Source organism: Nodosilinea sp. E11 (assembly GCF_032813545.1).
Classification (GTDB): Bacteria; Cyanobacteriota; Cyanobacteriia; order Phormidesmidales; family Phormidesmidaceae; genus Nodosilinea.
On record NZ_CP136520.1, the window covers coordinates 2,089,112 to 2,113,931 of the forward strand.

General features: G+C 56.5%; 24 protein-coding genes. 13 read left to right on the top strand and 11 right to left on the bottom strand.

Features of this window, described 5'->3' with window-relative positions:
* Window positions 1-45: 45 nt before the first annotated feature.
* Window positions 46-330, bottom strand: a complete 285-nt coding sequence (locus RRF56_RS11515; protein WP_317037786.1) for a YggT family protein — start codon at window positions 328-330, stop codon at window positions 46-48.
* Between the two features lie 210 nt (window positions 331-540).
* Here RRF56_RS11515 and psbX point away from each other — a divergent pair, with 210 nt between their 5' ends.
* The 4 genes from psbX to RRF56_RS11535 all read left to right on the top strand — a co-directional run bounded on the left by psbX (window position 541) and on the right by RRF56_RS11535 (window position 2,966).
* Window positions 541-660 (top strand): photosystem II reaction center X protein, encoded by a 120-nt coding sequence (gene psbX, locus RRF56_RS11520; RefSeq protein ID WP_193963519.1) that lies wholly within the window; start codon window positions 541-543, stop codon window positions 658-660.
* A gap of 150 nt (window positions 661-810) precedes the next feature.
* Window positions 811-1,578, top strand: a complete 768-nt coding sequence (locus RRF56_RS11525; RefSeq protein ID WP_317037787.1) for a Ycf66 family protein — start codon at window positions 811-813, stop codon at window positions 1,576-1,578.
* A 58-nt stretch (window positions 1,579-1,636) separates the two neighbouring features.
* A complete protein-coding gene (locus RRF56_RS11530; RefSeq protein WP_317037788.1) occupies window positions 1,637-1,936 on the top strand; it encodes a hypothetical protein in 300 nt (99 codons plus the stop codon).
* A gap of 139 nt (window positions 1,937-2,075) precedes the next feature.
* Window positions 2,076-2,966, top strand: coding sequence for a nucleoside monophosphate kinase (locus tag RRF56_RS11535; RefSeq protein ID WP_317037789.1), 891 nt, complete (start codon window positions 2,076-2,078; stop codon window positions 2,964-2,966).
* A gap of 89 nt (window positions 2,967-3,055) precedes the next feature.
* On the opposite strand, the gene RRF56_RS11540 is transcribed toward RRF56_RS11535, so the two are convergent.
* Together RRF56_RS11540 and malQ are read right to left on the bottom strand one after the other, a co-directional pair.
* A complete protein-coding gene (locus tag RRF56_RS11540) occupies window positions 3,056-4,300 on the bottom strand; it encodes a HAMP domain-containing sensor histidine kinase (RefSeq protein ID WP_317037790.1) in 1,245 nt (414 codons plus the stop codon).
* A 5-nt stretch (window positions 4,301-4,305) separates the two neighbouring features.
* Window positions 4,306-5,814: a 4-alpha-glucanotransferase gene (gene malQ, locus RRF56_RS11545; protein ID WP_317037791.1), complete on the bottom strand. Its 1,509-nt coding sequence runs from the start codon at window positions 5,812-5,814 to the stop codon at window positions 4,306-4,308.
* Between the two features lie 408 nt (window positions 5,815-6,222).
* Here malQ and treS point away from each other — a divergent pair, with 408 nt between their 5' ends.
* On the top strand, window positions 6,223-9,723 hold the full coding sequence (gene treS / locus RRF56_RS11550; protein WP_317037792.1) for a maltose alpha-D-glucosyltransferase: 3,501 nt from the start codon (window positions 6,223-6,225) through the stop codon (window positions 9,721-9,723).
* Window positions 9,724-9,769: 46 nt separating this feature from the next.
* Here the strand turns inward: treS and RRF56_RS11555 are convergent, their stop codons facing one another.
* The 3 genes from RRF56_RS11555 to RRF56_RS11565 all read right to left on the bottom strand — a co-directional run bounded on the left by RRF56_RS11555 (window position 9,770) and on the right by RRF56_RS11565 (window position 12,519).
* Complete coding sequence (locus tag RRF56_RS11555; RefSeq protein ID WP_317037793.1) at window positions 9,770-10,357, bottom strand: antibiotic biosynthesis monooxygenase; 588 nt, start codon at window positions 10,355-10,357, stop codon at window positions 9,770-9,772.
* Window positions 10,358-10,363: 6 nt separating this feature from the next.
* Window positions 10,364-11,821 (bottom strand): family 10 glycosylhydrolase, encoded by a 1,458-nt coding sequence (locus tag RRF56_RS11560; protein WP_317037794.1) that lies wholly within the window; start codon window positions 11,819-11,821, stop codon window positions 10,364-10,366.
* A 329-nt stretch (window positions 11,822-12,150) separates the two neighbouring features.
* Window positions 12,151-12,519: a hypothetical protein gene (locus RRF56_RS11565; RefSeq protein WP_317037795.1), complete on the bottom strand. Its 369-nt coding sequence runs from the start codon at window positions 12,517-12,519 to the stop codon at window positions 12,151-12,153.
* 377 nt (window positions 12,520-12,896) lie between these two features.
* Between RRF56_RS11565 and RRF56_RS11570 the strand changes: the two genes are divergently transcribed.
* A complete protein-coding gene (locus tag RRF56_RS11570) occupies window positions 12,897-13,721 on the top strand; it encodes a photosystem II manganese-stabilizing polypeptide (RefSeq protein WP_317037796.1) in 825 nt (274 codons plus the stop codon).
* A gap of 259 nt (window positions 13,722-13,980) precedes the next feature.
* Here the strand turns inward: RRF56_RS11570 and RRF56_RS11575 are convergent, their stop codons facing one another.
* Entirely contained in the window at window positions 13,981-14,691 is a 711-nt protein-coding gene (locus RRF56_RS11575) for a hypothetical protein (protein WP_317037797.1), read from the bottom strand.
* Window positions 14,692-14,829: 138 nt separating this feature from the next.
* On the opposite strand from RRF56_RS11575, the gene RRF56_RS11580 reads away from it, so the two are divergent.
* Together RRF56_RS11580 and RRF56_RS11585 are read left to right on the top strand one after the other, a co-directional pair.
* Window positions 14,830-15,330, top strand: a complete 501-nt coding sequence (locus tag RRF56_RS11580; RefSeq protein ID WP_317037798.1) for a hypothetical protein — start codon at window positions 14,830-14,832, stop codon at window positions 15,328-15,330.
* 108 nt (window positions 15,331-15,438) lie between these two features.
* Window positions 15,439-16,074, top strand: a complete 636-nt coding sequence (locus RRF56_RS11585) for a Uma2 family endonuclease (RefSeq protein ID WP_317037799.1) — start codon at window positions 15,439-15,441, stop codon at window positions 16,072-16,074.
* A 256-nt stretch (window positions 16,075-16,330) separates the two neighbouring features.
* On the opposite strand, the gene RRF56_RS11590 is transcribed toward RRF56_RS11585, so the two are convergent.
* The 3 genes from RRF56_RS11590 to RRF56_RS11600 form a co-directional block, all read right to left on the bottom strand.
* Window positions 16,331-16,678, bottom strand: coding sequence for a ribulose bisphosphate carboxylase small subunit (locus RRF56_RS11590; RefSeq protein ID WP_317037800.1), 348 nt, complete (start codon window positions 16,676-16,678; stop codon window positions 16,331-16,333).
* Between the two features lie 83 nt (window positions 16,679-16,761).
* A complete protein-coding gene (gene rcbX / locus RRF56_RS11595) occupies window positions 16,762-17,190 on the bottom strand; it encodes a RuBisCO chaperone RbcX (protein WP_317037801.1) in 429 nt (142 codons plus the stop codon).
* A 191-nt stretch (window positions 17,191-17,381) separates the two neighbouring features.
* Window positions 17,382-18,812, bottom strand: coding sequence for a form I ribulose bisphosphate carboxylase large subunit (locus tag RRF56_RS11600; protein ID WP_317037802.1), 1,431 nt, complete (start codon window positions 18,810-18,812; stop codon window positions 17,382-17,384).
* A gap of 495 nt (window positions 18,813-19,307) precedes the next feature.
* Here RRF56_RS11600 and RRF56_RS11605 point away from each other — a divergent pair, with 495 nt between their 5' ends.
* Window positions 19,308-20,324 (top strand): two-component regulator propeller domain-containing protein, encoded by a 1,017-nt coding sequence (locus RRF56_RS11605; RefSeq protein ID WP_317037803.1) that lies wholly within the window; start codon window positions 19,308-19,310, stop codon window positions 20,322-20,324.
* 227 nt (window positions 20,325-20,551) lie between these two features.
* Here the strand turns inward: RRF56_RS11605 and RRF56_RS11610 are convergent, their stop codons facing one another.
* Window positions 20,552-21,088, bottom strand: a complete 537-nt coding sequence (locus tag RRF56_RS11610) for a phycobiliprotein lyase (RefSeq protein WP_317037804.1) — start codon at window positions 21,086-21,088, stop codon at window positions 20,552-20,554.
* A 285-nt stretch (window positions 21,089-21,373) separates the two neighbouring features.
* Between RRF56_RS11610 and RRF56_RS11615 the strand changes: the two genes are divergently transcribed.
* The 4 genes from RRF56_RS11615 to RRF56_RS11630 all read left to right on the top strand — a co-directional run bounded on the left by RRF56_RS11615 (window position 21,374) and on the right by RRF56_RS11630 (window position 24,704).
* Window positions 21,374-21,934, top strand: a complete 561-nt coding sequence (locus tag RRF56_RS11615) for a phycobiliprotein lyase (protein ID WP_317037805.1) — start codon at window positions 21,374-21,376, stop codon at window positions 21,932-21,934.
* 281 nt (window positions 21,935-22,215) lie between these two features.
* Window positions 22,216-22,404 (top strand): 50S ribosomal protein L33, encoded by a 189-nt coding sequence (gene rpmG / locus RRF56_RS11620; RefSeq protein ID WP_017298241.1) that lies wholly within the window; start codon window positions 22,216-22,218, stop codon window positions 22,402-22,404.
* Window positions 22,405-22,410: 6 nt separating this feature from the next.
* Window positions 22,411-22,626, top strand: coding sequence for a 30S ribosomal protein S18 (gene rpsR / locus RRF56_RS11625; protein ID WP_073610307.1), 216 nt, complete (start codon window positions 22,411-22,413; stop codon window positions 22,624-22,626).
* A gap of 38 nt (window positions 22,627-22,664) precedes the next feature.
* Window positions 22,665-24,704, top strand: coding sequence for a ribonuclease catalytic domain-containing protein (locus RRF56_RS11630; protein WP_410510595.1), 2,040 nt, complete (start codon window positions 22,665-22,667; stop codon window positions 24,702-24,704).
* Window positions 24,705-24,820: the final 116 nt, after the last annotated feature.

Below are 24,820 nucleotides of genomic sequence, written 5' to 3' on the forward strand. Positions count from 1 at the left end.
TCCCTGATACCCGAAACCTAAGACCGTATAGCCTGGCGAGTACGGCTAACCCAGCATTCGCAATAGGCCCTGCTGGCCTACCAAAATCTCGCGCAGCAGGGTGACAATGCCCACCCAGATCACCGGGGCGATATCGACGCCACCAATCGGGGGGACCAGCTTACGCACGGGCACCAGCAACGGCTCAGTCGGCCAGGCTATCAAAGCAAACGGCAGCTTAGAGAGGTTGGCCTGGGGGTACCAGCTGAGCACAATGCGAAAGATAAATAATAGGGTCATCAACCCCAGCAGCAGGCCCACGCCTAGATTCAGCACTTGAGTGGTGGCCATGGGTTCCTCCAAAATACGCCGTTGCAGTAGATACAATTCTAAAGCTTTCCCCACCGCATTCTCTATGCTCTGGTGGCTTTACCCCAACGATTGAGGGGGTTCGATGGCAAAAATCTTGGGGCAGCGAGGTTTGGCTGTGGTGCAGCAGGCGTAACTTGATCAATAATGATCAGTAACAATCGGTTTCAATCGTTATCAGGATCAAAGGATATGACACCGTCTTTAACTAACTTCTTGCTGAGCCTGCTTGCCGGGGCTGTGATCATCGTCGTCCCCGCCACCGTCTTCTTGGTGTTTGTGAGCCAGCGCGACAAAATTCAGCGCCAGTAGGCCAAGGGTTGTGCCCATTGGCCTAGGTCGGGGGGCACAACCTAGCAACTTTGCAGTCGGGAGCGCCCAGTGGGTTCCCGATTTTTTCGTTAAGTCGGCTAGAATTAACGTGTTCGGTTGGCAGAGGCGATCGCCTAAGAGGAATTTGCCGTGAATTTTGGTACCCCCGTCCCCCTGCTGCTGGGCATCTTTATGGTGATTTGCGGCGTGGCCCTGTTCTTTCTAGATCGGCTCAAGCCGGGCTACGAGCGCGACTCCGATAAGGTTTACGCCATTCTGTTTTTGCTGTCAGGGGTGTTTTTGCTCGGCAACCTGACGATGGACATCATCCCCTCATTTCAGCAGATGCTGATGGTGGGCATGCTGGTGTCGCTGATGATTCAAAACATCAACTCCAGAACACCGTTGGCAGCGCGCCCTGGCCCGCTCGATGGCGGTGACTACGGCGGCGGCGGTTATCGTCCCCCCAGTCGGGGTGTGCGCCCCCCTGCCTACGGCCCCGATCGCACTAACCTACGCGCTGAGCTCGACCGCCGCGACTACGGCCCCGACGATCGCTACAACCGGCCCCGCCCCATGCTGGGAGGTCGTGAAGAGCCCGGTGGTCGCCCCCCCTACAACGCCGATGTCTATGGCGATGGTCGGCCAATGCGCCGCGATGACGGCCCGATGGATCGCCCTCTAGACGGTCGCCCCTTAGACAGCCGCCCTATGGACAATCGTCCTCCCGACGGTCGCCCGCCCATGGATGGCCCTGACGGCCCTCCCTACTACGGCAGTGGCCCTCGCCCCGGCGACGATCGCGTTCGTCGCCGTCGCCCCCCCAAAAGCCGCAGCGAATACAACGATCGCTACCGCCTCGACCCCGGTCCGCCGCCGCCTCGGCCTGACTACCGCCCCGATCGCGACCCCCTCTAGGCGCAGGCTATAGTTTGGCGATTTTTGTGGCCTGATTTCGGTAATTATCTTGTCATCTTTGCCCGTTGATTTTGATACGGCCACGATTGCTGGCAGCGCTCTATGGGCGATCGCGTTTTACTGGGGTTTTTCACCCTTGAGCGATCGGCTCATTTCAGCTCTAGAAGGCTGGCTGGGAGCAGATTCTCCAGCGGCATCACTCTTGAGCGTAGTGCCGTTTTTAGGGTTTGGGGGCCTAACTCACTACGGCCTGACTCTGTCACTGGGGGGCAGCTGGGCCGTCAGCCTGGGTGTCATTTCTGCAATCGGCTGTGGCGTGTATGAGTTGGGTCGGCGCGACGGTCAGGCATCTGAATAACACCGGCCCTAGAGCCCATGGCGGTAGCTTTGCCAGGGGTGTTTGTAACAGTGCAGACGCGATCGCACCCAGCTAATAGGCATAGGCAAAGCCCTTTGCTATCCTACCCACATACAGTGGGAGCAGGTAGTGCCGTTCTATGAAGCCTAAGCAACTGATCCTTTTAGGGCTGCCTGGGGTGGGGGTAAACACCCAGGCAGCGGCCCTCGCAAACCAGTGGCAGGTGCCCCATGTGGTTATGGGAGATCTCGTGCGTGGGGCGATCGCCGCCGAGACAGCCATCGGCCTTGAGGCCCGCACCTATGTAGACTCAGGCGAGCTGGTACCCGATGTATTGGCCATGAAGCTAATCCGCAAGCGGTTTGAGCAGCCTGACACCATGCTCAAAGGCTGGGTGCTAGAGGGGTTTCCGCGCACGCTGGCCCAGGCTCAGGCGTTTGATCAGTGGTGGGCAGCGGTGGGGCAGCCACCAGCGACGGTGGCCTATCTCAAAGCACCAACGGAGTTTTTGATCATCCGAGTCTTAAACGAAAGCAGCGAAAAGCCGCCAATTTCGGCCATCCGAGACCGCTTAGAGAGCTCTCAGCAGTCGTTAGAGCCGTTGATTGAGTACTATCAGCAGCGATCGCAGCTCGCCACGATCAACGCCAGCCTGTCGTTTGCGGAGGTCGCCAGCGCCTTGGCCCAGCTGGGCGAAGAAGACACCGGTGCCGCTAAATTGATTCGTGATGAGGCCGAACTCGATGCGTTGCTAGCCAGTGAACCTTTGCTGGTGGTCGATTGTATGGCGTCTTGGTGCGGCTCTTGCAAACAGGTGATGCCGTCGATCAATAAACTAGCTGAGGCCTATGACGATTCGGTCATGGTTAGAAAGATTGACTTTGATGCCAATCGGCAAATTACCAAACGATTTGGGCTGAAGGGCATTCCGGCGGTAATGTTCTTTAAAGACGGTGAACGGTGTGAGACCCTAACCGGCATCAAGTCTTACCAGGAATACAACGATGCGGTAAATCGCCTGTTGGCCTGATGCCTATGCAAAAGCACCAGAGGTCTCTGGGGACCAGAATTGGGCGAGGGAAACCTACCATTGAGGTTGCCATAGGTTTGGCAGCTGACCTAGAGCGAGGTTGATGATTCCTGTTCTGTGGTTTCGGCGACGATCGCTGGCTCAACAGCGGGCGGGTGGGTGGGCAAAATCACCGTAAAGGTTGAACCTTGCCCAGGTTGCGATGACACGGCAATTTCGCCCTGCATCAAATTGACAAGCTGAGCCACGATCGCTAGGCCTAGGCCGGTGCCCTGATCGGTCTCAGCGGTAGAACTAGAGCTGACCCGATAGTAGGGCTCAAAAATATAGTTCTGCTCGGCCTGAGCCATGCCAATGCCGCTGTCGCGCACCGTAATGGACCAGCGATTATCGCTGAGGGTCTCTGCTGCGATCGCCACATAGCCGCTCTCGGTGTAGCGAATCGCATTGCTCAGCAGGTTAGTAAGGATTTGCTGGAGGCGCAAGGGATCGGTTTGCACGGTGGGGGGAATGCGATCGCACGCTACCCTTAACTCCAATCCCTTATTTCGCGCTAGGGGTTCAACAATTTCAATCACCGACCGAATCAGCTCTTGCGGCTCAATCGTCCCGATTTTGAGCTTAATTTGGCCATCGCTCTTTTGCAGTTGGAGCGTGTCGTTAATCAGCCGCAGCAATAGCCGCCCACTGCGCAACACCCGCTCAATACTTTCGAGATGGACATAGGAATCTTTAATTTCGGCCTGCTGCTGCTGGCGCAGAAACAGGTCGGCATAGCCAATAATCGACGTTAGCGGCGTTTTGAGCTCGTGGGTTAGCTTTGACATATTGTCGTGGCTAGCCCGCACCAAACGGGTGAGTTCTTGGTTGGTCAGCTGCATTTGGGCTCTGAGCTGGTCTAGCTCTTCCATGCGACTTTGGGTATAGCTGTCAAAGCAACGGGCGATCGCCTCGTCAATCACCGTATCAATTAACCGAATGGCCCACAGCACATCCTTGGGCGCGGCCTGCACCAGGTCGGCCTCTAGCTCTGAGAAAACAACCGATCGCAGCAGACGATATTCCCGCGCAATTTCTGCCGGTTCAAACCCCTGCTCAGCCCGAATTAGACCATGCTCCAGGCTAGCCTCATCAATGATTTCAAAGTTTTCGAGCTCACTATCGGCCAACATGGCAGCCAGCGACTCTAGCACCCTGGGCAAGCTATCGCGCACCGCTTTGAAGGTGAGTTCGTTGGTGGCCTCAATCTGCTGATCGTCAAAGACGGCATTAATCCATAGCTCAATAATTCTGTCGCGCTTTTGATCCAAAATGGTGCTGAAATCCATTTTCATAGCGCTTACCGGCTATAGAGTTGGGTGAGCTCGCGCAGGCGATCGCTCAGGGCCTGGGTGAGTAGGTCAGAACTGCGATAGCGCCAGCGCCAGTTGCCATCATTGCGGCTGGGGTCGTTCATGCGCGATCGCCCGTCTAAATCTAAGAGATCTTGCAGCGGAATTACCGCCAGATCGGCTACTGAGGCCAGCGCTGCCCGAATCAGCAGCCAGTTGATATCGGTGATTTCTGCTGGCGAGTCGTAGCCAAAATAACGGGCCAAAAATTGTTTCTCGGTATCGCTGGCCTGCTGCCACCAGCCAATAGCCGTGTCGTTGTCGTGGGTGCCGGGGTAAACCACGGTGTTGCTCGTGTAGTTGTGGGGTAGATAGGCGTTGTTGGGGTCGTCGCCAAAGGCAAACATCAAAATTCGCATGCCTGGAAAGTCGAACTGCTGGCGCAAAGCGTCCACTTCGGGGGTAATAATTCCTAGATCTTCGGCCATAATCGGCAGCGTTCCCAGCGCTTGTTCGAGCGCCTTAAAGAACGTTTCACCAGGGGCAGCAATCCATTCGCCATTGATGGCGGTCTCTTCTCCCGCTGGCACCTGCCAGTAGGCCTCAAAGCCTCGAAAGTGGTCAACCCGCACAATATCGACGTACTGCAAGGTCACCTGAAAGCGCTTAATCCACCAGGCAAAGCCCGTTTTTTCGGCCTGTTCCCAGTTGTAAACCGGGTTACCCCACAGCTGGCCCGTGGCGCTAAAGTAATCGGGCGGCACCCCAGCAATAAAGGCCGGCTCAAAGGTGTTGGCATCGAGCTTAAACAATTCTGGGTCGGCCCACACGTCTGAGCTGTTGTGGCATACATAGATAGAAATATCGCCAACAATTTTGATGTTTTTCTCGTTGGCATAGTGACGCAGTCGCTGCCACTGCTCAAAAAATTTGAACTGGACAAATTGGTGATACTGAATCTGAGCATTTAGCCGATCGCGCTGAGCTTGCAGAGCCTCTGGCTCGCGGCGGGCGATCGCCGGTTCCCAAAAATTCCAGCTTTTGCCGTCGTTAGCCTCCAGCAGGGCCATAAACAGCACAAAGTCGTCGAGCCATGAGGCCTGCTCTTGACAAAACCGGGCAAATTTAGCCTGGGGTTCGGCCTGAGGCGCGGCAAAAAATCGTTCGTGAGCCCGCTTAAGGAACTGGGTTTTGTGAGCAATGACTTGCTCAAAATCGACCTGCTCGGGGTTCCCATCGTTCAAGGGGGTAAGGTCACTGGCCTCAAGCCAGCCTTCCTTTGCCAACTGCTCTAGATCGATCAGCAGCGGGTTGCCGGCAAAGGTGCTGAAATTCATGATGTAGGGCGAATGCTCGTAGCCAGTGGGGCCGAGGGGCAAAACCTGCCACAGCGTTTGACCACTCTTGGCCAAAAAATCGACAAAGGCGTAGGCAGCCTGCCCCAGATCGCCAATGCCAAAGCGGCTGGGTAAAGAAGTGGGATGCAGCAAAACGCCGCTGGCACGTTGAAAGCTCATAGGAGGTGGTTAATCGAGATTGATTTAATCAGTCTGGCCGATCGAGCTTAGGAGCTTTCTAGAAAAGAAGCTTCCCGCAATATCCGGAGACTGTAGCCACCGTAGGTGGGCACTGCCCACCATGAGGGAGAAAGTTTTCCAAAAATCGCCCTAGTAGGCCCGCTTTAATTAAGAACTGCATTTGTAGACAATCGGCACTGCCATTCATAAAAGAAAAGGTTGCCGATCTGCATCCCTCTAAGGGGTAGGAGATAGCCAGACAGTAGCCTATCCAACCAGCCAGGCAGCAGAATAGGCCCTACAAACGAGGCTTTGAGCAGATCTTAAGCCCGCGATCGCACCGCCGCTCTTACCTTAGGACGATGATGAAGTAGACAATTTTCGCTAGCGTGATGGCGGACATTGCGTATGGCTGGACGAGTGATTTTGAAGAATGATCCCCTGTGGTTTAAGAATGCCATCATCTACGAAGTGCCAGTGCGGGCCTTTGCCGACAGCAACAGCGATGGCATTGGCGACTTCCGTGGGCTCACCGGCAAACTGGATTATCTTCAAGACCTTGGGGTAACGGCGATTTGGCTGCTGCCCTTTTTTCCGTCACCCCTGCGCGACGATGGCTACGACATTGCCGACTATATGGATGTCAACCCCATCTATGGAACATTAGACGACTTCAAAGAGCTGCTGACTGCGGCCCACCAGCGGGGAATTCGCGTCATCATCGAGCTGATTGTCAACCACACATCCGATCAGCACCCCTGGTTTCAACGCGCCCGGCGATCGCCCAAGGGCAGTCCCGAGCGCGATTTTTATGTCTGGAGCGACACCTACGAAAAATACCAGGAAGCTCGGATCATTTTCCAAGATTTTGAAACCTCCAACTGGACCTGGGATTCGGTAGCCAATGCCTACTTTTGGCACCGCTTTTACTCTCACCAGCCCGATTTAAACTACGACAATCCGGCGGTGCAGCAGGCGGTGTTTGACGTTCTAGACTTTTGGCTGGAGATGGGGGTCGATGGCCTGCGCATGGATGCCGTGCCCTACCTGTATGAGCGCGAGGGCACCAACTGCGAAAACTTGCCCGAAACCCACGCATTTCTAAAACGGCTGCGCAAGCATGTAGACGAAAAGTTTCCCAACCGCATGCTGCTGGCCGAGGCCAACCAGTGGCCCGAGGATGCCGCCGCCTACTACGGTGATGGCGACGAATGCCACATGAATTTTCACTTTCCCCTCATGCCCCGGCTGTTCATGGCCCTGCGCATGGAGGATAGCTTTCCGATCGCAGACATCTTGCAGCAAACCCCAGCAATTCCTGACAACTGCCAGTGGGGTCTGTTTTTGCGCAACCACGACGAGCTAACGCTAGAAATGGTCACCGATGAAGACCGCGATTTTATGTATCGGGTCTATGCCCAAGACCCCGAAATGCGGGTGAACTTGGGCATTCGGCGGCGGTTAGCGCCACTGCTGGGCAACGATCGCCGCCAGATTGAGCTGCTCAACAGTCTGCTGCTGTCGCTGCCCGGCACCCCTGTGCTCTACTACGGCGACGAAATCGGCATGGGCGACAACGTCTACGTGGGCGATCGCAATGGGGTGCGCACCCCCATGCAATGGAGCTTTGACCGCAATGCGGGCTTTAGCAACGCCAGCCCCCAGCGGCTCTACTTGCCTTTAATTGTCGATGCCGAATACCACTACGCCACGGTCAACGTTGAGGCCCAGCGGGCCAACCCCAGCTCACTGCTCAACGCTACCAAGCGGTTGATTGCCGTACGCAACCATTTCCCGGCCCTGGGCCTGGGCGACTTTCAAATTTTGCATCCCGACAATCGTAAGGTACTGGCCTTTACCCGGACCTACGAAGACGAGCACATTCTGGTGGTCGCCAACTTGTCGCGCTTTGTGCAGACCGTCGAGCTAGAGCTATCGGCGCTGAAGGGCTGGGTGCCGGTAGAAATTTTTGGTCGCACCGAGTTTCCGCCCATTGACGAGGAGCCCTACTTCCTCAGCATTGGAGCCTACGCGGTGTATTGGTTTATGCTGAAGCCGCAGACGGTGTCGGTCGCAGCAGCGCAACCCCAAGCCGATCTGCCTACCCTGGCCCTCGATGGGGCCTTGTCTGAGGCCTTTACGACCTCGCAGCTGACCCAGCGGCGCAGTTTTGTGCAGAGTCTAGAGAACCTGCTTCCCCTTTACCTAACTCGCCACCGCTGGTTTGGCGGCAGAACGCGAACGGTGCAAACCACTCGCCTAATTGAGGCGATCGCCATTCCCTACGGTGATAGGCAGGCCCAGATGGTGGAACTGCACGTCGATTACATTGAGGGCAACCCGCATACCTATGTGATGTTCTTGGCGGTAGCCGAGGGTGAGCGGGCGCTGCACCTGCTGTCTGAAGCGCCGCAGTCGGTGGTGGCCCGGCTCAAGCAGGTGAATAGCGACGGGGTAGCGGTACTGTTTGATGCGATCGCCGACAAAGCCTTCCTCAGCACTCTGCTAGCGGGCATGGCCCAAAACCGAGTTTTCCAGAATGCCGCTGGCACTCTGGCAGCCAGCACTACGGCCCTATTTAGCGAGCTGATCAGCAGTGACACTGCCGACTCGCTCAACTACGGGAGCAACGGCGATCTGCCGCTTGAGCCGTCGTTGCTGCGCGGGTCCCACAACAACATGTCGATCGCCTACGCCCAACCCGGCAGTGTCGCCGCTGAAAACCGCTTAATTCTCAAGCTGTTTCAAAAAGTCGAGGAAGGCCAGCATCCTGACATTGAAGTGCGTCGCTTTTTAGATCAGCACCAAAAATTTGCCAATGTGCCTTCGATCGCAGGCACACTGACCTACCATCGTGCCTCGGCAGAACCGATTACCATTGGCCTGCTGCAAGAGTTTATTCCCGATACCCGCATTGCCTGGGACTACACCCTCGACCATTTGCGCGACTACTTCGACCTCGTCGTGATGGACCAGTCGAACATTGCCGAAGCGCCCATGCCCAGTGGTTCACCCGTCGCGCTCAAGCCAGCCGAGGCCAGCCCCGACGGCGATACTCTGACCGAGGCATTTTTCCCAATTCCCTCCTGCCCACTGCCCTCGGTGCCGTCGCAAATTCCGGCCTGTAAGGCCATTAACAGCTATCTGGCCAACATGCAGCTCTTGGGGCAGCGCACCGCTGAATTTCACATTGCCCTGGCGGTTGATGTCGACACGCCATCCTTTGCCCCAGAACCATTTACCTCGCTTTACCAGCGATCGATCTACCAGCACAGCCGCAACCTAACTGGGCAGGTGTTTCTGCTGTTAAAAAATCGTCTGGGTGCGTTTCCCCCCGAGACGCGATCGCTGGCGACGGCGGTGTTAGACCAGCAAGAGGCCTGCTTGCAGCGATTTCAGCTCGTGCTCAACCAAAAAATTACGGCGCGACGCATTCGCTGCCACGGCGATTACCATCTGGGGCAGGTGCTCTACACCGGCAAAGACTTTTTTATCATCGACTTGGAGGGTGACCCCGCCCGCAGTCTCAACGAGCGCCGCATGAAGCGATCGCCCCTGCGCGATGTGGCGGGCATGCTGCAATCGTTTTACTACGCGCTTCACACAGCCCTAGATAGCGAAATGGAAGCCGGCATGAGCCAGCCTGAGCAGCGGCAGCAAATGCAGCAATGGGCCGAGTTTTGGTATCGCTGGGTCAGCACCACCTTTATTCAGGCCTATCTGTTCACCGCTACCCGCGACAGCTTTCTGCCCCAGAGTCAGCAGGAGCTAGAGGTACTGCTGAACAACTACATGATCGAGCGTGCCATTCACGACCTGGGCCGCAAGCTCAACAATCAGTCTTCAAAGGTCACGATTCCGCTGCGCCGCATTCTTCAGCTTTTGGAGGAAAACGCGCCTAGCGATTGACGCTGACCGTAGATGTCAACCGTTGGTATGGGCAAGGCAGCCCTGGCTAGGGTCGCCTTGCCTTGGGGTAGAGCCAAAATTCTAGCCCCTTGCTTAGCCAAGGCATGACGGGGTACGTCAGCAAAGCCGACACAAAAATCACCGAAATAAACAAGCTCACCAGGGGATGTAGCCCTCCCAACAGGGAGCCTAGCAGCCCATTGGCCAGCAAAATTAGAGGGTAGACTGCCAATACTCCCAAGATCACCTGTTTGTAGTAAGGCGGTGATGACAGAGGCGATCGCAAATCGGTATGGCTGTTGGGTAGCGTGAACCAAATCTCAAGGCCGCTGGGCAGGTGCTGTTGCGATCGCGCCGCAATCAGCCCGTGCGACTGAGCCATCCAGGCTCGGTAGGTGGGTGATCTAATCCAACGGCGCAAGTGCTCATAGGTGTCGAACTTGACGATCACCACATACTCTGGATAGTCGTGGTCGCGAGGCCGAATGATATCAACTCCCAAAAACCCGTCAAACTGTCGGGCCTCGCGGTTGATGCCTTTGGTCCAGGCTTCGTAGGTAGCCGCTTGGCTGGGATCAATCACCTCTGAAATTACCAGAGTAACGGGGCCAGCGGGCGACTGTGTCTCTTCCATTGGGGGTTATAGCGAGCAGAACTTTCTCACTCGGTCAAACTCGGGGTCTTGCCAGGAGTAGGCAAAGTGGCTAACTGAGGTGATTTCCGGGTTGGAGCGCCGCAGCGCTTCCATCTGGGTTTCTAGGGCAGGGCGATTGTAAGTCGCCTGGCCCCAAATGCCCGCCAACGCTGGGGTCACCGTGGGCGACGTGCCAGCCGGAACCATGCTCTGCACTCGGCGCACCCCGTCTAAAATACAGCCCGTATTGCCACACACGGCGTAGGCCATGGGGTGCCAGGTCATCCAGGTGGGGAAGCGCTCCCAGTATTGCAGGCGCGAGTCGTAGCCGCCAGTGCCCACGGTCTGGTTGCCCTCTGGGAAAAATACCGCCCCCGACTGAATACCAGCACGCTGTACCTGTTCGCCAGCTACCTTGACAAAATCAATCACTCCCTGCACGGCATGGGCCACACTCAGCTGCCACAGCTCGGCCTGCAGTCGGGGGCGCAGACTGGCAGGAGAGGGTGGAGCCTGTCCGTTTTGCAAGGCCGGCGCGGGGGTGCGGCTCTGCCACAGAGGCTCGGGTTCGTTGGGAAAGAGATCGCGCACCTCTTGAATGTCGCGGTCGACTAGGTGCCCACGGCTAATGTAGCGGCGGATCAGCTCCAGCCCCTGCTGGTTAAACGCTCGGCGAAATAGGGCATCGCGAGAGGCCTGGCCGTAGATCCACAGGTCATCAACGCTATCGGCCACCGAGTTTGGCCCCACCCCACGGGGGTAGCGGACATAGTCAAACAGCACCCCATCGGGCTGCCGCCGCGTCACAGCCCCGAGCAGGCGGCTATAGTCGGCCTGGGCCTGGGGGTGATAGGGGTCGACAAACACCTCGTCAGGGTTGCTAGAAGCGCCCGACTTGGCGAAGCTATAGGTGGTCTGGCCGCGCCCGTTGAGAGCCAGCACCTGCTCGCGATCGGTTCTTAACCCGTAGGAATAGCCAAAGTTGAGCGCAAACAGCCAGGCATCGACCCGCATGCCTCGCTGGCGGCCCTTGGCTAAGGCTTCAGCAAACAGGTCGCGGCGCTCATAACCGGCGGTTCGTACGACGGAGGGCCACACCGTCGGGTTGTCGGCCTGGGGCAGCAGCACTTGGCCACCGTAGAATACTTCGACATAGACTTCGTTGTAGCCCAGGTTGACGATGCGATCGAAGAGGGCATCTAAAATACCCGGTTGCAAATCACAGGGATACAGGCGCACCCACACCGCCTGCCGCTGAGGCCAGTTGCGGCTGCGGCACTGGCGCAGAGCTTCGGTGTGCTGACGCACCATCGCCTCATACTGCTGTTGAGCTGCCGCATCACCCGTGAGGGCGGCCTTGCGCAGGTTTTCTTTAGTTTGGGCCGCCTCTTGGGTGACCTGACAGTAGGCATTGAGGGCGATCGCCTGCCCCATGCTCCCCAGTGGCACTACCCCTAAAGTCATCAGCCCAGCAGCTAGGGCCAAGCCTGGCACCAGCCATGGCTGGACTAATCGCTGTACCGACGCACGAAACCTGGCGTTCAACAAATGACTGGCCATAGATTGAAATGGTGTAGCGTACCGACGTTTAAGCTAGCGTTTGGGGTCTAAAAATAGACTGGGGTAGTTGGCAGTATTTAGCGTTGGCTCCATCTGGTACCCTGAGGCCAGACATCATAGCGAAACTGGCTTAACTTATCACGGTTATTGATTTCAGCCAGGGCTCAGCCAGAGTTCAGCCAATAATCAGTCGCTGAAGAAATTACCGCCGGCTAGCGAAGACAGCTCAGGGGTTACTTACTTTCACCAAGAAAATCATCGTCTTCCAACGGTGCCACAGGGAGGGTGAACAGGTTATCTACATCTAAGTCGGGCAGGTTCGCCAGCAGCGCTTGCAGCTTCATGCGCTGAATGTAGGGCCAGCCGCCGTTGATTTCGATATCCCTGAGCATGGCGTATAGGTGCTGACGGTTGTCGGGCAGGGCATCGTAGAACAGCGTTTCACAAATATCGCGGTGGTGCTGTTCTAGCAGACGTAGCAGCGCTAATAAATCGGTACTGGCTGCCTTGCGCTTGATCGCCGCCTGGTCAATGAGCTGAGATATCTGATCTAAATCCTCCGGTAGGTTAGTGGTGCGATCGGTGGGAGGGTAGTCGGCCATGGGGTAGGTATGGAATTTGTTAAATAGCTTAATGCTAGCTGCCTATTAATAAAGGCATTTCCAAGAATTTGTAAAGCTCCGGTACGGTAACAGCCCCAGGCTAATTCTGCGATCGCCTCTGTCTAAGACGGCTTCCTCTGCTCTGCACCTTGGAGATTCTAGGAAAGAGGCCCAGAGCCATGTAGAATGCTTACTTGAGGCTCTACTGGCTGAGGGCAAGCCCAGCGTCGCTGCCGGGCTAACGAGCAGATTACTCCGATCGCTCACGATCGTGCCAGGGCTATTCTGGCCAGCGCCATAGCAGTCCAGAGCCACCGGCTGTCGCATTATTTGAGTAGTCTGACAGCATCTTTTACATATTAATTTTGAGGTAGACCATGAGGTATCGCGCCCTCTTAGTTGCGTTCTTGGCCATCTGCCTGAGTGTACTGACAGCCTGTAGCGAAGCGCCCAGTGCCACCAGTAGTGTGCCTTTGACCTACGACCAGATTCGAAACACTGGTCTGGCCAACAAATGTCCCCAGCTTTCTGAAATGACTCGGGGCAGCATTGCCCTAGAAGATGGCAAGACCTATCAGCTGGTAGGTATGTGCATCGAACCTACGGCTTACTTCGTCAAAGAAGAAGCCTCTAAGCGCCAAGAGGCCAGCTATGTGCCTGGTAAGGTGCTAACCCGTTACACCTCCAGCCTAGATCAGGTGCGCGGCGACTTGTCCCTCAACTCCGATGGTAGCCTGCTCTTCTCTGAGACCGGCGGCATGGATTTTCAGGCTATCACCGTACAGCTGCCCGGTGGCCAGCAGGAGCCTTTCCTGTTTACGGTCAAGGGCTTGCAGGCGACTTCTCAGCCAGGGCAAAACGCTCTGACCACCTCCACCGACTTTGAGGGAGACTACAAGGTACCGTCCTACCGGACCTCTAACTTCCTTGACCCCAAAGGTCGCGGTTTGGCCACCGGCTACGATACGGCTGTGGCTCTGCCCGGCAGTGGCGATAGCGAAGAGTACGCCAAGGAAAACATGAAAGCGTTTGACATTGGCCAAGGCCATATCTCGTTGCGCGTGTCTAAAATCGATGGCGTTACCGGTGAGATTGGCGGCACCTTTGAAGCTGAGCAGCCTTCTGACACCGACATGGGTACTGCTGAGCCAGTCGATATCAAGGTGCAGGGCGTGTTCTACGCTCGCCTTGAAGAAGCCTAAGATCGGCTTTGATCTGTCCCCTTAATTGGGTTGAACCCTAGGAAGGAGCATGGCTCCTTCCTTTTTTTATGTTCATTGGTTTATAGCTGTCGCGCCATAGCTACCCCTGGGCTGGTGGTGTTTATACTGAATCCTGAACGAATACCCCCGATTTGTAGGGGCGTAGCATGCTACGCCCCTACGGGGTTCCTGGATTATGAATCGGGGTTGTCTGACTTGGATTTGGTATTAGATCGGTTTAAGCCGCAAACTTTGGCCTTCACTCCCCCGCTTCCAACAGACCCACCTGAGCCAGATTGCCGCCTTCATCAAGGGTCACCACGACGGCTTGCCCAGAGCCCGGTACTACACCCGTCAAGGCAGTGATGTTGACCTGGTGAGTCACCATGACGATTACCCCTCGGTTGGGTTGACGGCGCAGGTAGTCTTGTACCTGGGCGGTCTGCTGGGCTTCGGTGCCGCGATCGCGAAAAAACGAGTCGATGGGCGCAAAGGGTTCTACTGGCCCTAGATCCATGAGTCTGGCCGTGTCTAGCGATCGACACCAGCTGCTAGACAGCACCTGCACAACTGAAATTTGTCGCTGGCGAAAGGCGGCCCCAATGCGGCGGGCCTGGTCTTGCCCCGCCGCCGATAGATTGCGCTGGGTGGCACAGTCACCGAGACGAAAACCCACCGGATCGCCCGTGCCAGGAGCGATCGCGTGGCGCAGTAGCACGACGTAGAGTTGCTCATCGGCCTGCTGTAGATGCTCCCAAACTGTAACGGGCTCGGGCCGAGGTATCTGCGGCGGCAAGGCCAGGTCTTGGGGGGTTACCTGGCTCAGCCCAGCCACTGTCAGGCCCGGCTCTAGGGGACTCAGGGCTCTAGTGGCTAAGTCAGGTTGACAGCCTCCTAGACTTAGCGCTAGCAGCCCTATTCCCCATACCCATTGCCGGGCCAGCGGCAGATGTTTTAAAGCCCTGAGCATTGCGTTAAGGCTGACTTGGGCATAAACCTGATCTAGATCACAGCTTCACCTTACCAACGTCACCCTGGCCTTAGGTAGCCATCACCACGCGCATCATTCCTTCGGGGGATATTAATGAGGTCGCGTGAAATCCCTGCCATGGCCAACTCTCTCCCTATTTCTGCCTCGATCGCAGCACCGGCCTCCTGGGGCAATCGCATTCAGACCGGTCTTCGCAGATTGGCGACGGCAACGGCGGCGGTGATCGCGTTGTCTGCCCTGGCTAGCCAGGGGGCGGTGGGTAGCACTCCAGCGTTGCCCGATGGCACCTACCTCTACGGTGAGTCGCCCGAGGCCAACACCATTGGCGCAGTTTACTTTGTGTTTGAAGCCAGGGAAGGTCGCTTGAGCGGAGCGGTATATCAGCCCGCTTCTTCCTTTGATTGCGTGCGCGGCACCATGGCCCATGGTGCCCTCGATTTGGTGATCACCGACGCCTACGACCAGAGCGAAACGCCCTACTCGGTGGCAGTGGTGAGAGACGCGACCGTAGCCAGCGCGACGGGGGGAGCCGGACCCGCCCAGCTGGAGGGCATGTATGCGATCGCGACCATCTCTGAGCTAGACCAACAATTGCTGGCCGCCTGCACCCAGCGCTAGGCTAAGGGCTAGCTTGTAGAATCAGGTCAGGAATAGGCAAGCGGTCAAAGCTGAGCACCAGTTTTTGCGATCGCAGGCATTCTTAACCGACGCCTAGGGGATAAACCAATGGTTCAGGCGCTATCTCAGCCGTACATGAGCTTTCAGGAGTTTTTGACCTGGCTGCCAGAAACCGGGCGCTACGAGCTGCACGATGGAGTTGTGGCAGAAATGCAGCCAACCGGGGCACATGTTCGCGAAGCGTCTCCGCAGGAGAAACAGGTGGTAGGACTCTTGAACCGCAAGTTTAATGTTCTCCTAGACCAAGAAAACCTTGACTATTTCATCCCCAACACGGTGCTGGTTCAGCCCTTAGGGTACCAAAGCGGCTATAAACCGGATGTGCTGCTGGTGGATACCGCCGCCCTGGCCCAAGAACCACTTTGGAAACGAGAATCGGTGATTACCTCAGCCAGTTCGATCAAGCTTTTAGTGGAAGTTGTCTCCACCAACTGGCCCGATGACTACGCCCGCAAGTATGAAGACTACGAGGCCATGGGCATCTGCGAATATTGGATTGTAGACCACCTGGGCCTGGGCGGGCGACGTTATATCGGCAATCCTAAGCAGCCGACGATTACCATTTGCCACTGGGTTAATGGCGTCTACGAAACCCAGCTTTTTCGGCAAGGAGACAATCTAGTTTTGCCAGGGTTTCCCAACTTGCGGCTGACGACCGATCAGGTTTTTGCGGCTGGGCAGTAATTACAGGACTTCCTCGCTAGAAAAGCCGCTGCGATCGCCATGGTATAGCCATAGTCACTTGGGTTAGGACATCCAGAAACCCTAGAAACGTTCGAACGTTCAAACGTTCTTAAGAGAAATGTCTTAACCGGACTGGCTACGGCTATATTAGCCGGGTTAAAGGCATAACCCCACTTTAAAGAATCCCAAACACAAAGGGCGGCGAGGAAATCCTCGCCGCCCTTTGGCTCGTTGTCTAACCCTTTAGAGGCAAGACTTAGTAGCGGTAGCCGCTGCTGGTAGCGCCGGGCTTGTGCACGATAAAGCTAGCGATCTGGCACTGCTTGACGTTGTCAAAGCCCACTACGCGAATGTAGCAGTTGGAGTACTCAGAGCGGCAGGCCTGCACCTCAGCCAGCACCTCTTGAGTTGAGGTGGCGTTGAATAGAGGCAGCTTCCACATGGTCCAGTAGTAGGTCTCGGGGTTCGACTCTTCGTCAAACTCAACGGCAGGGAAATAGCCCTGTTTGAGAATGTAGGCGATTTGCCGCTCGATCTGAGCATCGCTCAGGGGGGGCAGGTAGGACATCGTTTCAAAACGACGCTCTTTAGGCAGAGTTTTCATAGTTCCTCGCTGGGTTAACTAATCTAGATCGGCAAAAGCCGTGAACAAAACAAATGCGCTACGACAGGTTGGTGCTGGTGGGCCTACTCCGGGGAGTTGTCAGCGTCAGCAGTAGATTCTCGCGGAACGTCAGCTTCTACAGACAGTTCAGCCTCTACAGCGTGTTCAGCATCTCCCAACTGAGTAATGTGCTCCAGGTGTTGGCGGCGGTGTTCCATATTGGCCTGCTGGATACTGGTGACCACCATCTCAGGCAAAAATTCGCAGATACCCTCTGCAATATGCTGCCGGACAGTCATCACTCGAATGGCCAGGTCTGGGCTTTCGGCGAGTAGAGCACTCAGGTAGGCTTCGCCATCCTGAAGCGCTTCTTTCGTCGAAAACCCATTGAGCCAGTAGGCGCGGGCAGGGTTGGTTTCCTTTAGCTGATTCAGCACCGTTTTCACGGCCTGAAACGTCAGGTAGCTAGTGAGCACCTTGGCGGTGTCTTTAGCCGATTGCTTAAGGTCCATCGGTGTCTCTTGAACGGTTGATGTAGACCCCGCCAGCGGGCGGTTGGTAGCCCTGATCTAAGCCCGAATGGTTTTAAGATTCGGTAACTTGTGCAGCATTCCCAAGAATTTTCGAGAACCTGCGGATCGCCGGACTACTCAACTCGCCCTACGCCGCCCTAAAGCAGGTACCGCAGTACCTAGCCGTCGTTTTAGATGGTGTCGACGGTGTCGAACTCGAACTTGATTTCCTTCCACAGTTCGCAGGCAGCAGCCAGTTCGGGCGACCACTTGCAAGCTTCGCGGATGATGTCGCCACCTTCACGGGCCAGGTCACGGCCTTCGTTACGGGCCTGAACGCAAGCTTCGAGAGCCACGCGGTTAGCGGCGGCACCCGGCGCGTTACCCCAGGGGTGACCCAGAGTACCACCACCAAACTGAAGCACAGAGTCGTCGCCGAAGATTTCGACCAGTGCGGGCATGTGCCACACGTGGATACCACCGGAGGCTACGGCCATGACGCCGCCCATGGAGGCCCAATCTTGGGTGAAGTAGATACCGCGAGACTTGTCTTGCTCGATGTAGTTTTCGCGCAGCAGGTCAACAAAGCCCAGAGTACCGGCGCGATCGCCTTCCAGTTTGCCCACAACGGTACCGGTGTGGATGTGGTCACCACCAGACATGCGCAGGCACTTGGCCAGCACGCGGAAGTGGATACCGTGGTTTTTCTGACGGTCGATCACCGCGTGCATGGCGCGGTGAATGTGCAGCAGCACACCGTTGTCGCGGCACCAGTGAGCCAAGCTGGTGTTGGCGGTAAAGCCCCCAGTCAAGAAGTCGTGCATGATGATGGGCATGCCCAGCTCTTTGGCGTACTCAGCCCGCTTGATCATCTCTTCGCAGGTGGCGGCGGTGACGTTCAGGTAGTGACCCTTGATCTCGCCGGTTTCAGCCTGAGACTTGTGGATAGCGTCGGCGACAAACAGGAAGCGATCGCGCCAGCGCTGGAAGGGCTGAGAGTTGATGTTCTCGTCGTCTTTGGTGAAGTCGAGACCACCGCGCAGGCACTCGTACACGGCGCGGCCGTAGTTCTTCGCCGACAGACCGAGCTTGGGCTTAATGGTACAGCCCAGCAGGGGACGACCGTACTTGTTAAGGCGATCGCGCTCAACCTGGATACCGTGGGGAGGACCTTGGAAGGTCTTAAGGTAGGCCACGGGAATGCGCAGGTCTTCGAGACGCAGGGCACGCAGCGCCTTGAAACCAAACACGTTGCCCACCAAGGAGGTCAGCAGGTTGGTCACGGAGCCTTCCTCGAACAGGTCGAGGGGATAGGCCACATAGCAGATGTACTGGTTATCTTCGCCGGGTACGGGCTCGATGTCGTAGCAACGACCCTTGTACCGGTCCATGTCGGTCAAGAGGTCGGTCCACACCGTGGTCCAGGTACCGGTAGACGATTCAGCGGCCACAGCAGCGGCGCACTCTTCGGGCGGCACACCAGGCTGAGGGGTCATCCGGAACGCGGCCAGAATGTCCGTATCTTTAGGTGTGTAGTCCGGAGTGTAATAGGTCAGTTTGTAGTCCTTAACCCCGGCGCTATATCCAGCTTTTGATTGAGTCGTTGTCTGAGAGTAAGACATATCTCCCTTTCCTGTGAATCTAAGAAATCCCTCAAGCGAACCCCTGCTAGCCCAGCCACACACAAATAAGCTTCCTTAACTTAGGAAGCCCTTGTCCAGCCCAAGCCCCGGTCAGTCCACGCCAATTTGAGACGATAGAAAATACCCAAGCAACCCTCAAAACAGCCCTAAAATGGCCACTTTGACAGCGCTTTAGGTATCCTTCATTACCTTATGCTTTAGCATACTATCAGCGATTGGATAAGTTTAGTTTTGGAAGATCTGTATATATTCATAACTTAAGATTATGAATCAAGATGAATCAAGGTGTGGGTTTCTCAAGTTCCTTGAAGCCAGCCGTGTTATAGGCCCAAGGAATGCAGGGCAACAAATTCTATCTGAAGGCTCCGCCCGCTGGAATTGTCGATATACTGTAACGCTTGAGATGCCCTAAAGCCTTGAAGGGCAAACTATTTGGGCTATTGCCCACCATCGCCACCCGTGGGGAGAGATGTAATGTTTAGCCTGCTCGTTCTATCGTCGCTCATGTTTTCATCGGGTGGGCTTTACCCTCTACCCCTGTCCTCGACCCTTTCTGCGGCGGACGTTGCGGCTGCGCCTACCCTGGCCCAGGCACCCGTTACTAACGACTACCGCGTCACCGCCCTACAACCCGACTTTACCGGCGACCTTTGGGTCGGTTCCTGGGCTGGTCTGTCGCGCATCAATCCTGAAACAGGGCGAATCTTACAGCGGGTCAGCCTGCCGAGCCGTACCCTTGAAGCCCTGGCCCAAGACCGAGTCGGGCGCATTTGGGTGGGCACCTTTGACGGTCTGGTGCGGGTTGACCCACGCACCAACGTGATTACGGCTCAGAATTTTCAGCTGCCCTCCAACCGGGTGCTGTCTCTCCTCATCGATAGTCGTGGCTTTCTGTGGACCGGCACCGATCGCGGTTTAGTCATGATCAGCCCCGATCGCGGTCTGCTGATGACCACCGTGCAACGGCTGCCCGGCGTCAGTGCCAACGCCCTAGCCCTCGACGGCAACAATCATCTCTGGGTCGGTACCCTCAATGGCCTAGTGCAGATCAATACCGCCAGCGCCTTCCCCATCCGCGAAGTCAGCAACTTGCCGGGGGGCGCGGTGCAGTCTCTCACCCTAGGCCCGCGCGGCAATCTTTGGGTTGGCACCGCCAGCGGCCTGCTGGTGGTAGACCCCGTGCGGGCCGAGCTAGTGCGATCGGTCGGCACCATGCGGGGCAGAAGCATTCAGACCACCGAATTTGATCGGGCTGGCAACCTCTGGGTGGGAACCACCACCGGCCTGTTTAAGATCAAACCCGACAGCGGCGAACTGCTCGGTCAAGTGCCAACCCTGCCCTCCAGCCGAATTTTGTCGCTTTCCCCTAACACTGGCAATAAGATCTGGGCTGGCACCAGTGAAGGCCTGGGCTGGGTTAGCCTGACCACTGGCGAAGGCAACCCCCATTGGGGGCTAGTCAGCCCTGTGGTGCTAGAGGCACGGCAGTAAACAAACTGTAAATTTTGGATACAGCTATCCTAGGGTGGCGTGATTGATGAGGAATGTCACCGAATCAAGGCTGGTGAGCAGTGCCCACCCGACGGCAGACCAATGCTTTCGGCGATTTCAAGGGTTGGCTCTAGTTCATTTCAGCGACATTCGCCTTCAGATGATTTCGGTTTTGAGCCTAGGACTCGACAGTCCTAGACTCAAAGCCAAGAGGAGGAATTGCCCCCCTAAATCCTGGTTTCCAAGTACTGACCAATCATGATCTCTTCTCCAGCGCGAGAGATGACGGTCTGACGGGTGCGGTAGCGCTGGCCAATCAGCCGCAGTTCTTCTTCGAAGCTGGAGTCGTTGTACTGGGTTTTGAGCACCAGAGTTCGGTTGTCATTGAAGTGATATTGGGCTGTGACCGGCTTAGGAGTGGCAAATCCGCGATCGCGATAGAGCGTCGTTCCCCGCACCCCAAAAATAGTGCTGCCCACCACTGGCTTCTTGCCAGTGCCCACATAGTCACTTTCCCAGGCGACTGTAGTGCCACAGACTAACGGCTTTGAGGGATCTAGCTGGTGCAACTCAGCCAGCTCTAGCAGCGGGTCTGCACCCGCAGGCAAAAACTCGATAGTAATTCGGCTAACAACATTCTGAGTTTCGCCACTTTTAAGGGTGTAGTAGCGACGCTCCGATCGCCAGTCTCCAGCAGTTTCTTGAAAAAAAGCCTGCACGAGGGGCTCAGCCAAAATGCGGGCGGTGTCAGCGGAGAAGGGCATAGTCAACCATCCAAACGAACGGGCACGTAGCGAAATTAGTCAATCCACAGGGCAGGATTGTTGCATTTCTTAACTCAAGCATTTTTATCATAGTGGGCAGGTCTGCGACCGGCAATAACCCAAAGGAGGCATTTGGCTCACTTGCCGCTTATCCTACGCAGTCCTTCAGAAGATTCTGTAAGCATTAATACTCAATCGCTGCCATCCAAGAGCGCGCGGGTTGTTCAGGCCATTGGCAAACCCTGGTACCGTAAGAATTACCGCACGTACTCTAGGGCTAACGCTATGGATTTAGCCGATATCACCTACTTTTTTGACTGTTGCATCGGTCACTGGTCGATCGAACGCACCTACCATTACATTGCCCAACAAGAGGTAGAGCGATCGCATACCGATTTTCGCGTCGATGCCATCACCCCCGAGCTGCGCCGCAAGGTGCTGGCTGACAACGGCTATGGCGACGTCGACAACACTGACGCCCTGCCAGGTTTCCAGCTCGCCTTCCACACCGTGTCTGACAAAGGCGAAGAGGTATCTCAAGAACTGCGAGCGCTATTTGTGCCCCAGCGTCAGGAAGGCACCGTGCTCAGCGGCGACTATCTGCGCGATCGCGCCTACGAAGAGGATCGCCCCCTAATCTCTACCTTTACCTACGACCAGAGCACCCGCGAACTGCTGATGACCACCCCCTACACCCGCGTGGTCTCCGTCGACTCTATTTTGCTCGTCAACCCCACCACCCGCATTCGCCGCATCCTCAACTACAAACGCCCCACCGAAGGCGAAACCATGGATACCCTGACGCTGGTGGGGTTTGGGGTGGAGCAGAAGGTGAGTAGAGAGTAGGGAGTGAAGGGTGAAGGGTGAAGGGTGAAGGGCGGCGGAACGCCCTTCTCGATGGGGGTCTGGGGCCAGCGAAATGGCCCCGGCAGCAGATCTGGCTTTTGCCCCCAGTTGTGCGCCGCAGGCCCCACCTCTAGCCATCCTGCCGAGTCTATCGGTGGGCAATGCCCACCCAGCCCTGTGTTCCCGGTCTCAAGAAATCAAATTTGGCAGATCTGAGCAGCCTATGAAATAATGAAAGACTGTGTATTATTTTTGCCCGCCCTATTTTCAGGTAAACAGTCATGGCTAAAGGCGTCCGCCTCGTCATCACCCTAGAGTGCACCGAGTGCCGAACTAACCCGGACAAGCGCTCCAACGGTGTATCTCGTTACACCACCCAAAAGAACCGTCGTAACACGACCAACCGCATTGAACTGAAAAAGTTCTGCACCCACTGCAACAAGCACACCATTCACAAAGAAATCAAGTAAGTACCCATGGCCTATTTCCGTCGTCGAGTATCTCCAATCAAGCCCGAAGACCCCATCGACTACAAAGATGTCGATCTGCTTCGTAAGTTCATCACCGAGCGCGGCAAAATTTTGCCCCGCCGCATCACTGGCTTGACCGCTAAACAACAGCGGGCACTCACCACTGCCATCAAGCGGGCGCGGATTATCGCCCTGCTGCCCTATGTGAATGGGGAAGGCTAGGCTAGGCTAGGGATGGCGATCGCTAGGGTGTTGGCTTGATTGAAAAAGGAACGCTAGTCGAATTTAAGCACCAGGGACAGCCCCGCCTAGGGGTAGTCGATCGTCCCGAGGGCAAAAAAAACTGGGTGGTGATCGACGAGCGGGGTCAAGCCCACACCCTCCATCCCCGCGACCTCACCTATGAGGTCAGCGGCAGCACCTATAAGCCGGCTGATCTCGCCGCCTTTGTGGCCGAGGCCAGTGACTATATCGATCCTTCCAGCCTAGAGATTGCCTGGGAGTTTCTAACCGAAGCCGGGGAATCTGCCGACCCGGCTGCTTTGGCGCAGCTATTGTTTTCTGACCAAAGCCCGACCTTCTGCTACGCCGCCCACCGCCTGCTGGTGGAAGACAAAATTTTCTTCAAGCAAAAGGGCGATCGCTACGAACCCCGCGCCGCCTCTCAGGTTGACGAACTGCGGCTGCAAATTGAGCGAGAGGCCCAGCGTCAGCACGAGTGGGAGTCATTCATCACCAAAGCTCGCCAGGGCTTAGCCGGTGAAGTCGTAGACTGGGACAAAAGCGATCGCCCCCGCCTCGAAATCCTTGAGCGGCTAGCTCTATTGGGCGATGAGTCGAGCCAGCGCGCCCAGGCCGTAGAAATTTTAAATGCGATCGGTAGCGCCCCGACAACAGCGGGTGCATTTGATACCCTAGTGACACTGGGATTATGGACGGTGCACGAAAATCTGGCCCTGAGACGTAGCCAAATTCCCAGTCACTTTTCTGAGGAGATCCTTACTATGGCGCAGCAGCGTCTCCAGTCTCCGCCGCCCGACCCCGATAGCCACCGGGTAGACCTCACCCACCTCAAGGCCTACACCGTAGACGATGCCAGTACCCAGGAAATTGACGACGGCCTGAGCTTAGAACTTCTAGAAGACGGCACTCAACGACTGTGGGTGCACATCGCCGACCCCACCCGCTGGCTAATGCCTGGGGATGATTTGGACCTAGAAGCTCGTCGTCGCTGCACTACGGTTTACCTGCCCACGGGCATGATTCCCATGTTCCCCCTAGAGCTGGCTACCGGGGCGATGAGCCTGATTCAGGGCCAAACCTGCTGTGCCCTCAGCTTTGGCATCACCCTCACCGCCACCGGCGACATTCAAGACTACCAAATCCATCCCACCCTGATTCGCCCTACCTACCGCCTCACCTACGACGATGTCGATGAAATGCTGGAGCTAGGCATTACTGCCGAGCCCGAACTCCAGGGGCTAGCCCACTGGGCCAAGGTGCGGGGCCAATGGCGACTCACCCAGGGAGCCATCAGCATCAACATGCCAGAGTCGAGCATCAAGGTGTCTGAGGCCGAGGACGACATCGTGATCGAAGTCTTCAACGACTCTATGGCCCGACAGATGGTCGCCGAAATGATGATCTTGGCCGGAGAGGTGGCCGCCCGCTACGGCCAAACCCACGCCCTAGCCATTCCCTTTCGCAGCCAGCCCCAGCCCGAGTTGCCCTCCGACGAAGAGCTGATTCAGTTACCCATAGGCTGGGTGCGCGACTCGGCAATTCGGCGCTGCATGACCCGCAGTGAAGTCGGTGTGATTCCCAGTCGCCACGCTACCCTGGGCCTCGAGAGCTATAGCCAGGTGACCTCCCCCATTCGCCGCTACCTCGACCTGGTCACCCACTTTCAGCTCAAAGCCCACCTACGGGGCGAGCCGCTGCCGTTCTCGTCTACGGAGGTGACGGAATTGGCTATTGGCGCTAGCTCAGCGGCCTACGAAGCCACCCTGGTCGAGCGTCAAACCAAGCGTTACTGGGCTTTAGAATACCTGCGCCGCCATCAAGACCGAGTGTGGGAGGTGATGCTGTTGCGCTGGTTGCGCGAAGATGAGGGGCTAGGGCTGATCATGGTCGAAGACCTTGGCCTAGAACTGGCCATGCGGTTTAACCGCGCCGTGGCCCTAGGCGAACAGTTTCAGGTGCGGGTAAGCCACGCTATCCCCCGCCAAGATGTGATTCGCTTTGAAGAAGTGGCTCCCGAGAGTGAGGAAGCCCCTGCTTCAGCGATGACGGCGAGTTAGTCTTGGCTGGCCACACTTTGACAACCCTGGCTGAGGACATGAGAGACTAGGGGCACCGTTGGCTGGCCTAAGTGGTCGTGCGGTCTAATACTAAATCCTACTTGGCTACCCCCGAT

What these genes read in the sequence shown, in the direction of transcription:
- RRF56_RS11515 (WP_317037786.1), bottom strand. Translation starts at nt 330, where the DNA reads ATGGCCACCACTCAAGTGCTGAATCTAGGCGTGGGCCTGCTGCTGGGG.
- psbX (WP_193963519.1), top strand. Translation starts at nt 541, where the DNA reads ATGACACCGTCTTTAACTAACTTCTTGCTGAGCCTGCTTGCCGGGGCT.
- RRF56_RS11535 (WP_317037789.1), top strand. Translation starts at nt 2,076, where the DNA reads ATGAAGCCTAAGCAACTGATCCTTTTAGGGCTGCCTGGGGTGGGGGTA.
- RRF56_RS11540 (WP_317037790.1), bottom strand. Translation starts at nt 4,300, where the DNA reads ATGAAAATGGATTTCAGCACCATTTTGGATCAAAAGCGCGACAGAATT.
- malQ (WP_317037791.1), bottom strand. Translation starts at nt 5,814, where the DNA reads ATGAGCTTTCAACGTGCCAGCGGCGTTTTGCTGCATCCCACTTCTTTA.
- treS (WP_317037792.1), top strand. Translation starts at nt 6,223, where the DNA reads ATGGCTGGACGAGTGATTTTGAAGAATGATCCCCTGTGGTTTAAGAAT.
- RRF56_RS11555 (WP_317037793.1), bottom strand. Translation starts at nt 10,357, where the DNA reads ATGGAAGAGACACAGTCGCCCGCTGGCCCCGTTACTCTGGTAATTTCA.
- RRF56_RS11560 (WP_317037794.1), bottom strand. Translation starts at nt 11,821, where the DNA reads ATGACTTTAGGGGTAGTGCCACTGGGGAGCATGGGGCAGGCGATCGCC.
- RRF56_RS11565 (WP_317037795.1), bottom strand. Translation starts at nt 12,519, where the DNA reads ATGGCCGACTACCCTCCCACCGATCGCACCACTAACCTACCGGAGGAT.
- RRF56_RS11570 (WP_317037796.1), top strand. Translation starts at nt 12,897, where the DNA reads ATGAGGTATCGCGCCCTCTTAGTTGCGTTCTTGGCCATCTGCCTGAGT.
- RRF56_RS11575 (WP_317037797.1), bottom strand. Translation starts at nt 14,691, where the DNA reads ATGCTCAGGGCTTTAAAACATCTGCCGCTGGCCCGGCAATGGGTATGG.
- RRF56_RS11580 (WP_317037798.1), top strand. Translation starts at nt 14,830, where the DNA reads ATGGCCAACTCTCTCCCTATTTCTGCCTCGATCGCAGCACCGGCCTCC.
- RRF56_RS11585 (WP_317037799.1), top strand. Translation starts at nt 15,439, where the DNA reads ATGGTTCAGGCGCTATCTCAGCCGTACATGAGCTTTCAGGAGTTTTTG.
- RRF56_RS11590 (WP_317037800.1), bottom strand. Translation starts at nt 16,678, where the DNA reads ATGAAAACTCTGCCTAAAGAGCGTCGTTTTGAAACGATGTCCTACCTG.
- rcbX (WP_317037801.1), bottom strand. Translation starts at nt 17,190, where the DNA reads ATGGACCTTAAGCAATCGGCTAAAGACACCGCCAAGGTGCTCACTAGC.
- RRF56_RS11600 (WP_317037802.1), bottom strand. Translation starts at nt 18,812, where the DNA reads ATGTCTTACTCTCAGACAACGACTCAATCAAAAGCTGGATATAGCGCC.
- RRF56_RS11605 (WP_317037803.1), top strand. Translation starts at nt 19,308, where the DNA reads ATGTTTAGCCTGCTCGTTCTATCGTCGCTCATGTTTTCATCGGGTGGG.
- RRF56_RS11610 (WP_317037804.1), bottom strand. Translation starts at nt 21,088, where the DNA reads ATGCCCTTCTCCGCTGACACCGCCCGCATTTTGGCTGAGCCCCTCGTG.
- RRF56_RS11615 (WP_317037805.1), top strand. Translation starts at nt 21,374, where the DNA reads ATGGATTTAGCCGATATCACCTACTTTTTTGACTGTTGCATCGGTCAC.
- rpmG (WP_017298241.1), top strand. Translation starts at nt 22,216, where the DNA reads ATGGCTAAAGGCGTCCGCCTCGTCATCACCCTAGAGTGCACCGAGTGC.
- rpsR (WP_073610307.1), top strand. Translation starts at nt 22,411, where the DNA reads ATGGCCTATTTCCGTCGTCGAGTATCTCCAATCAAGCCCGAAGACCCC.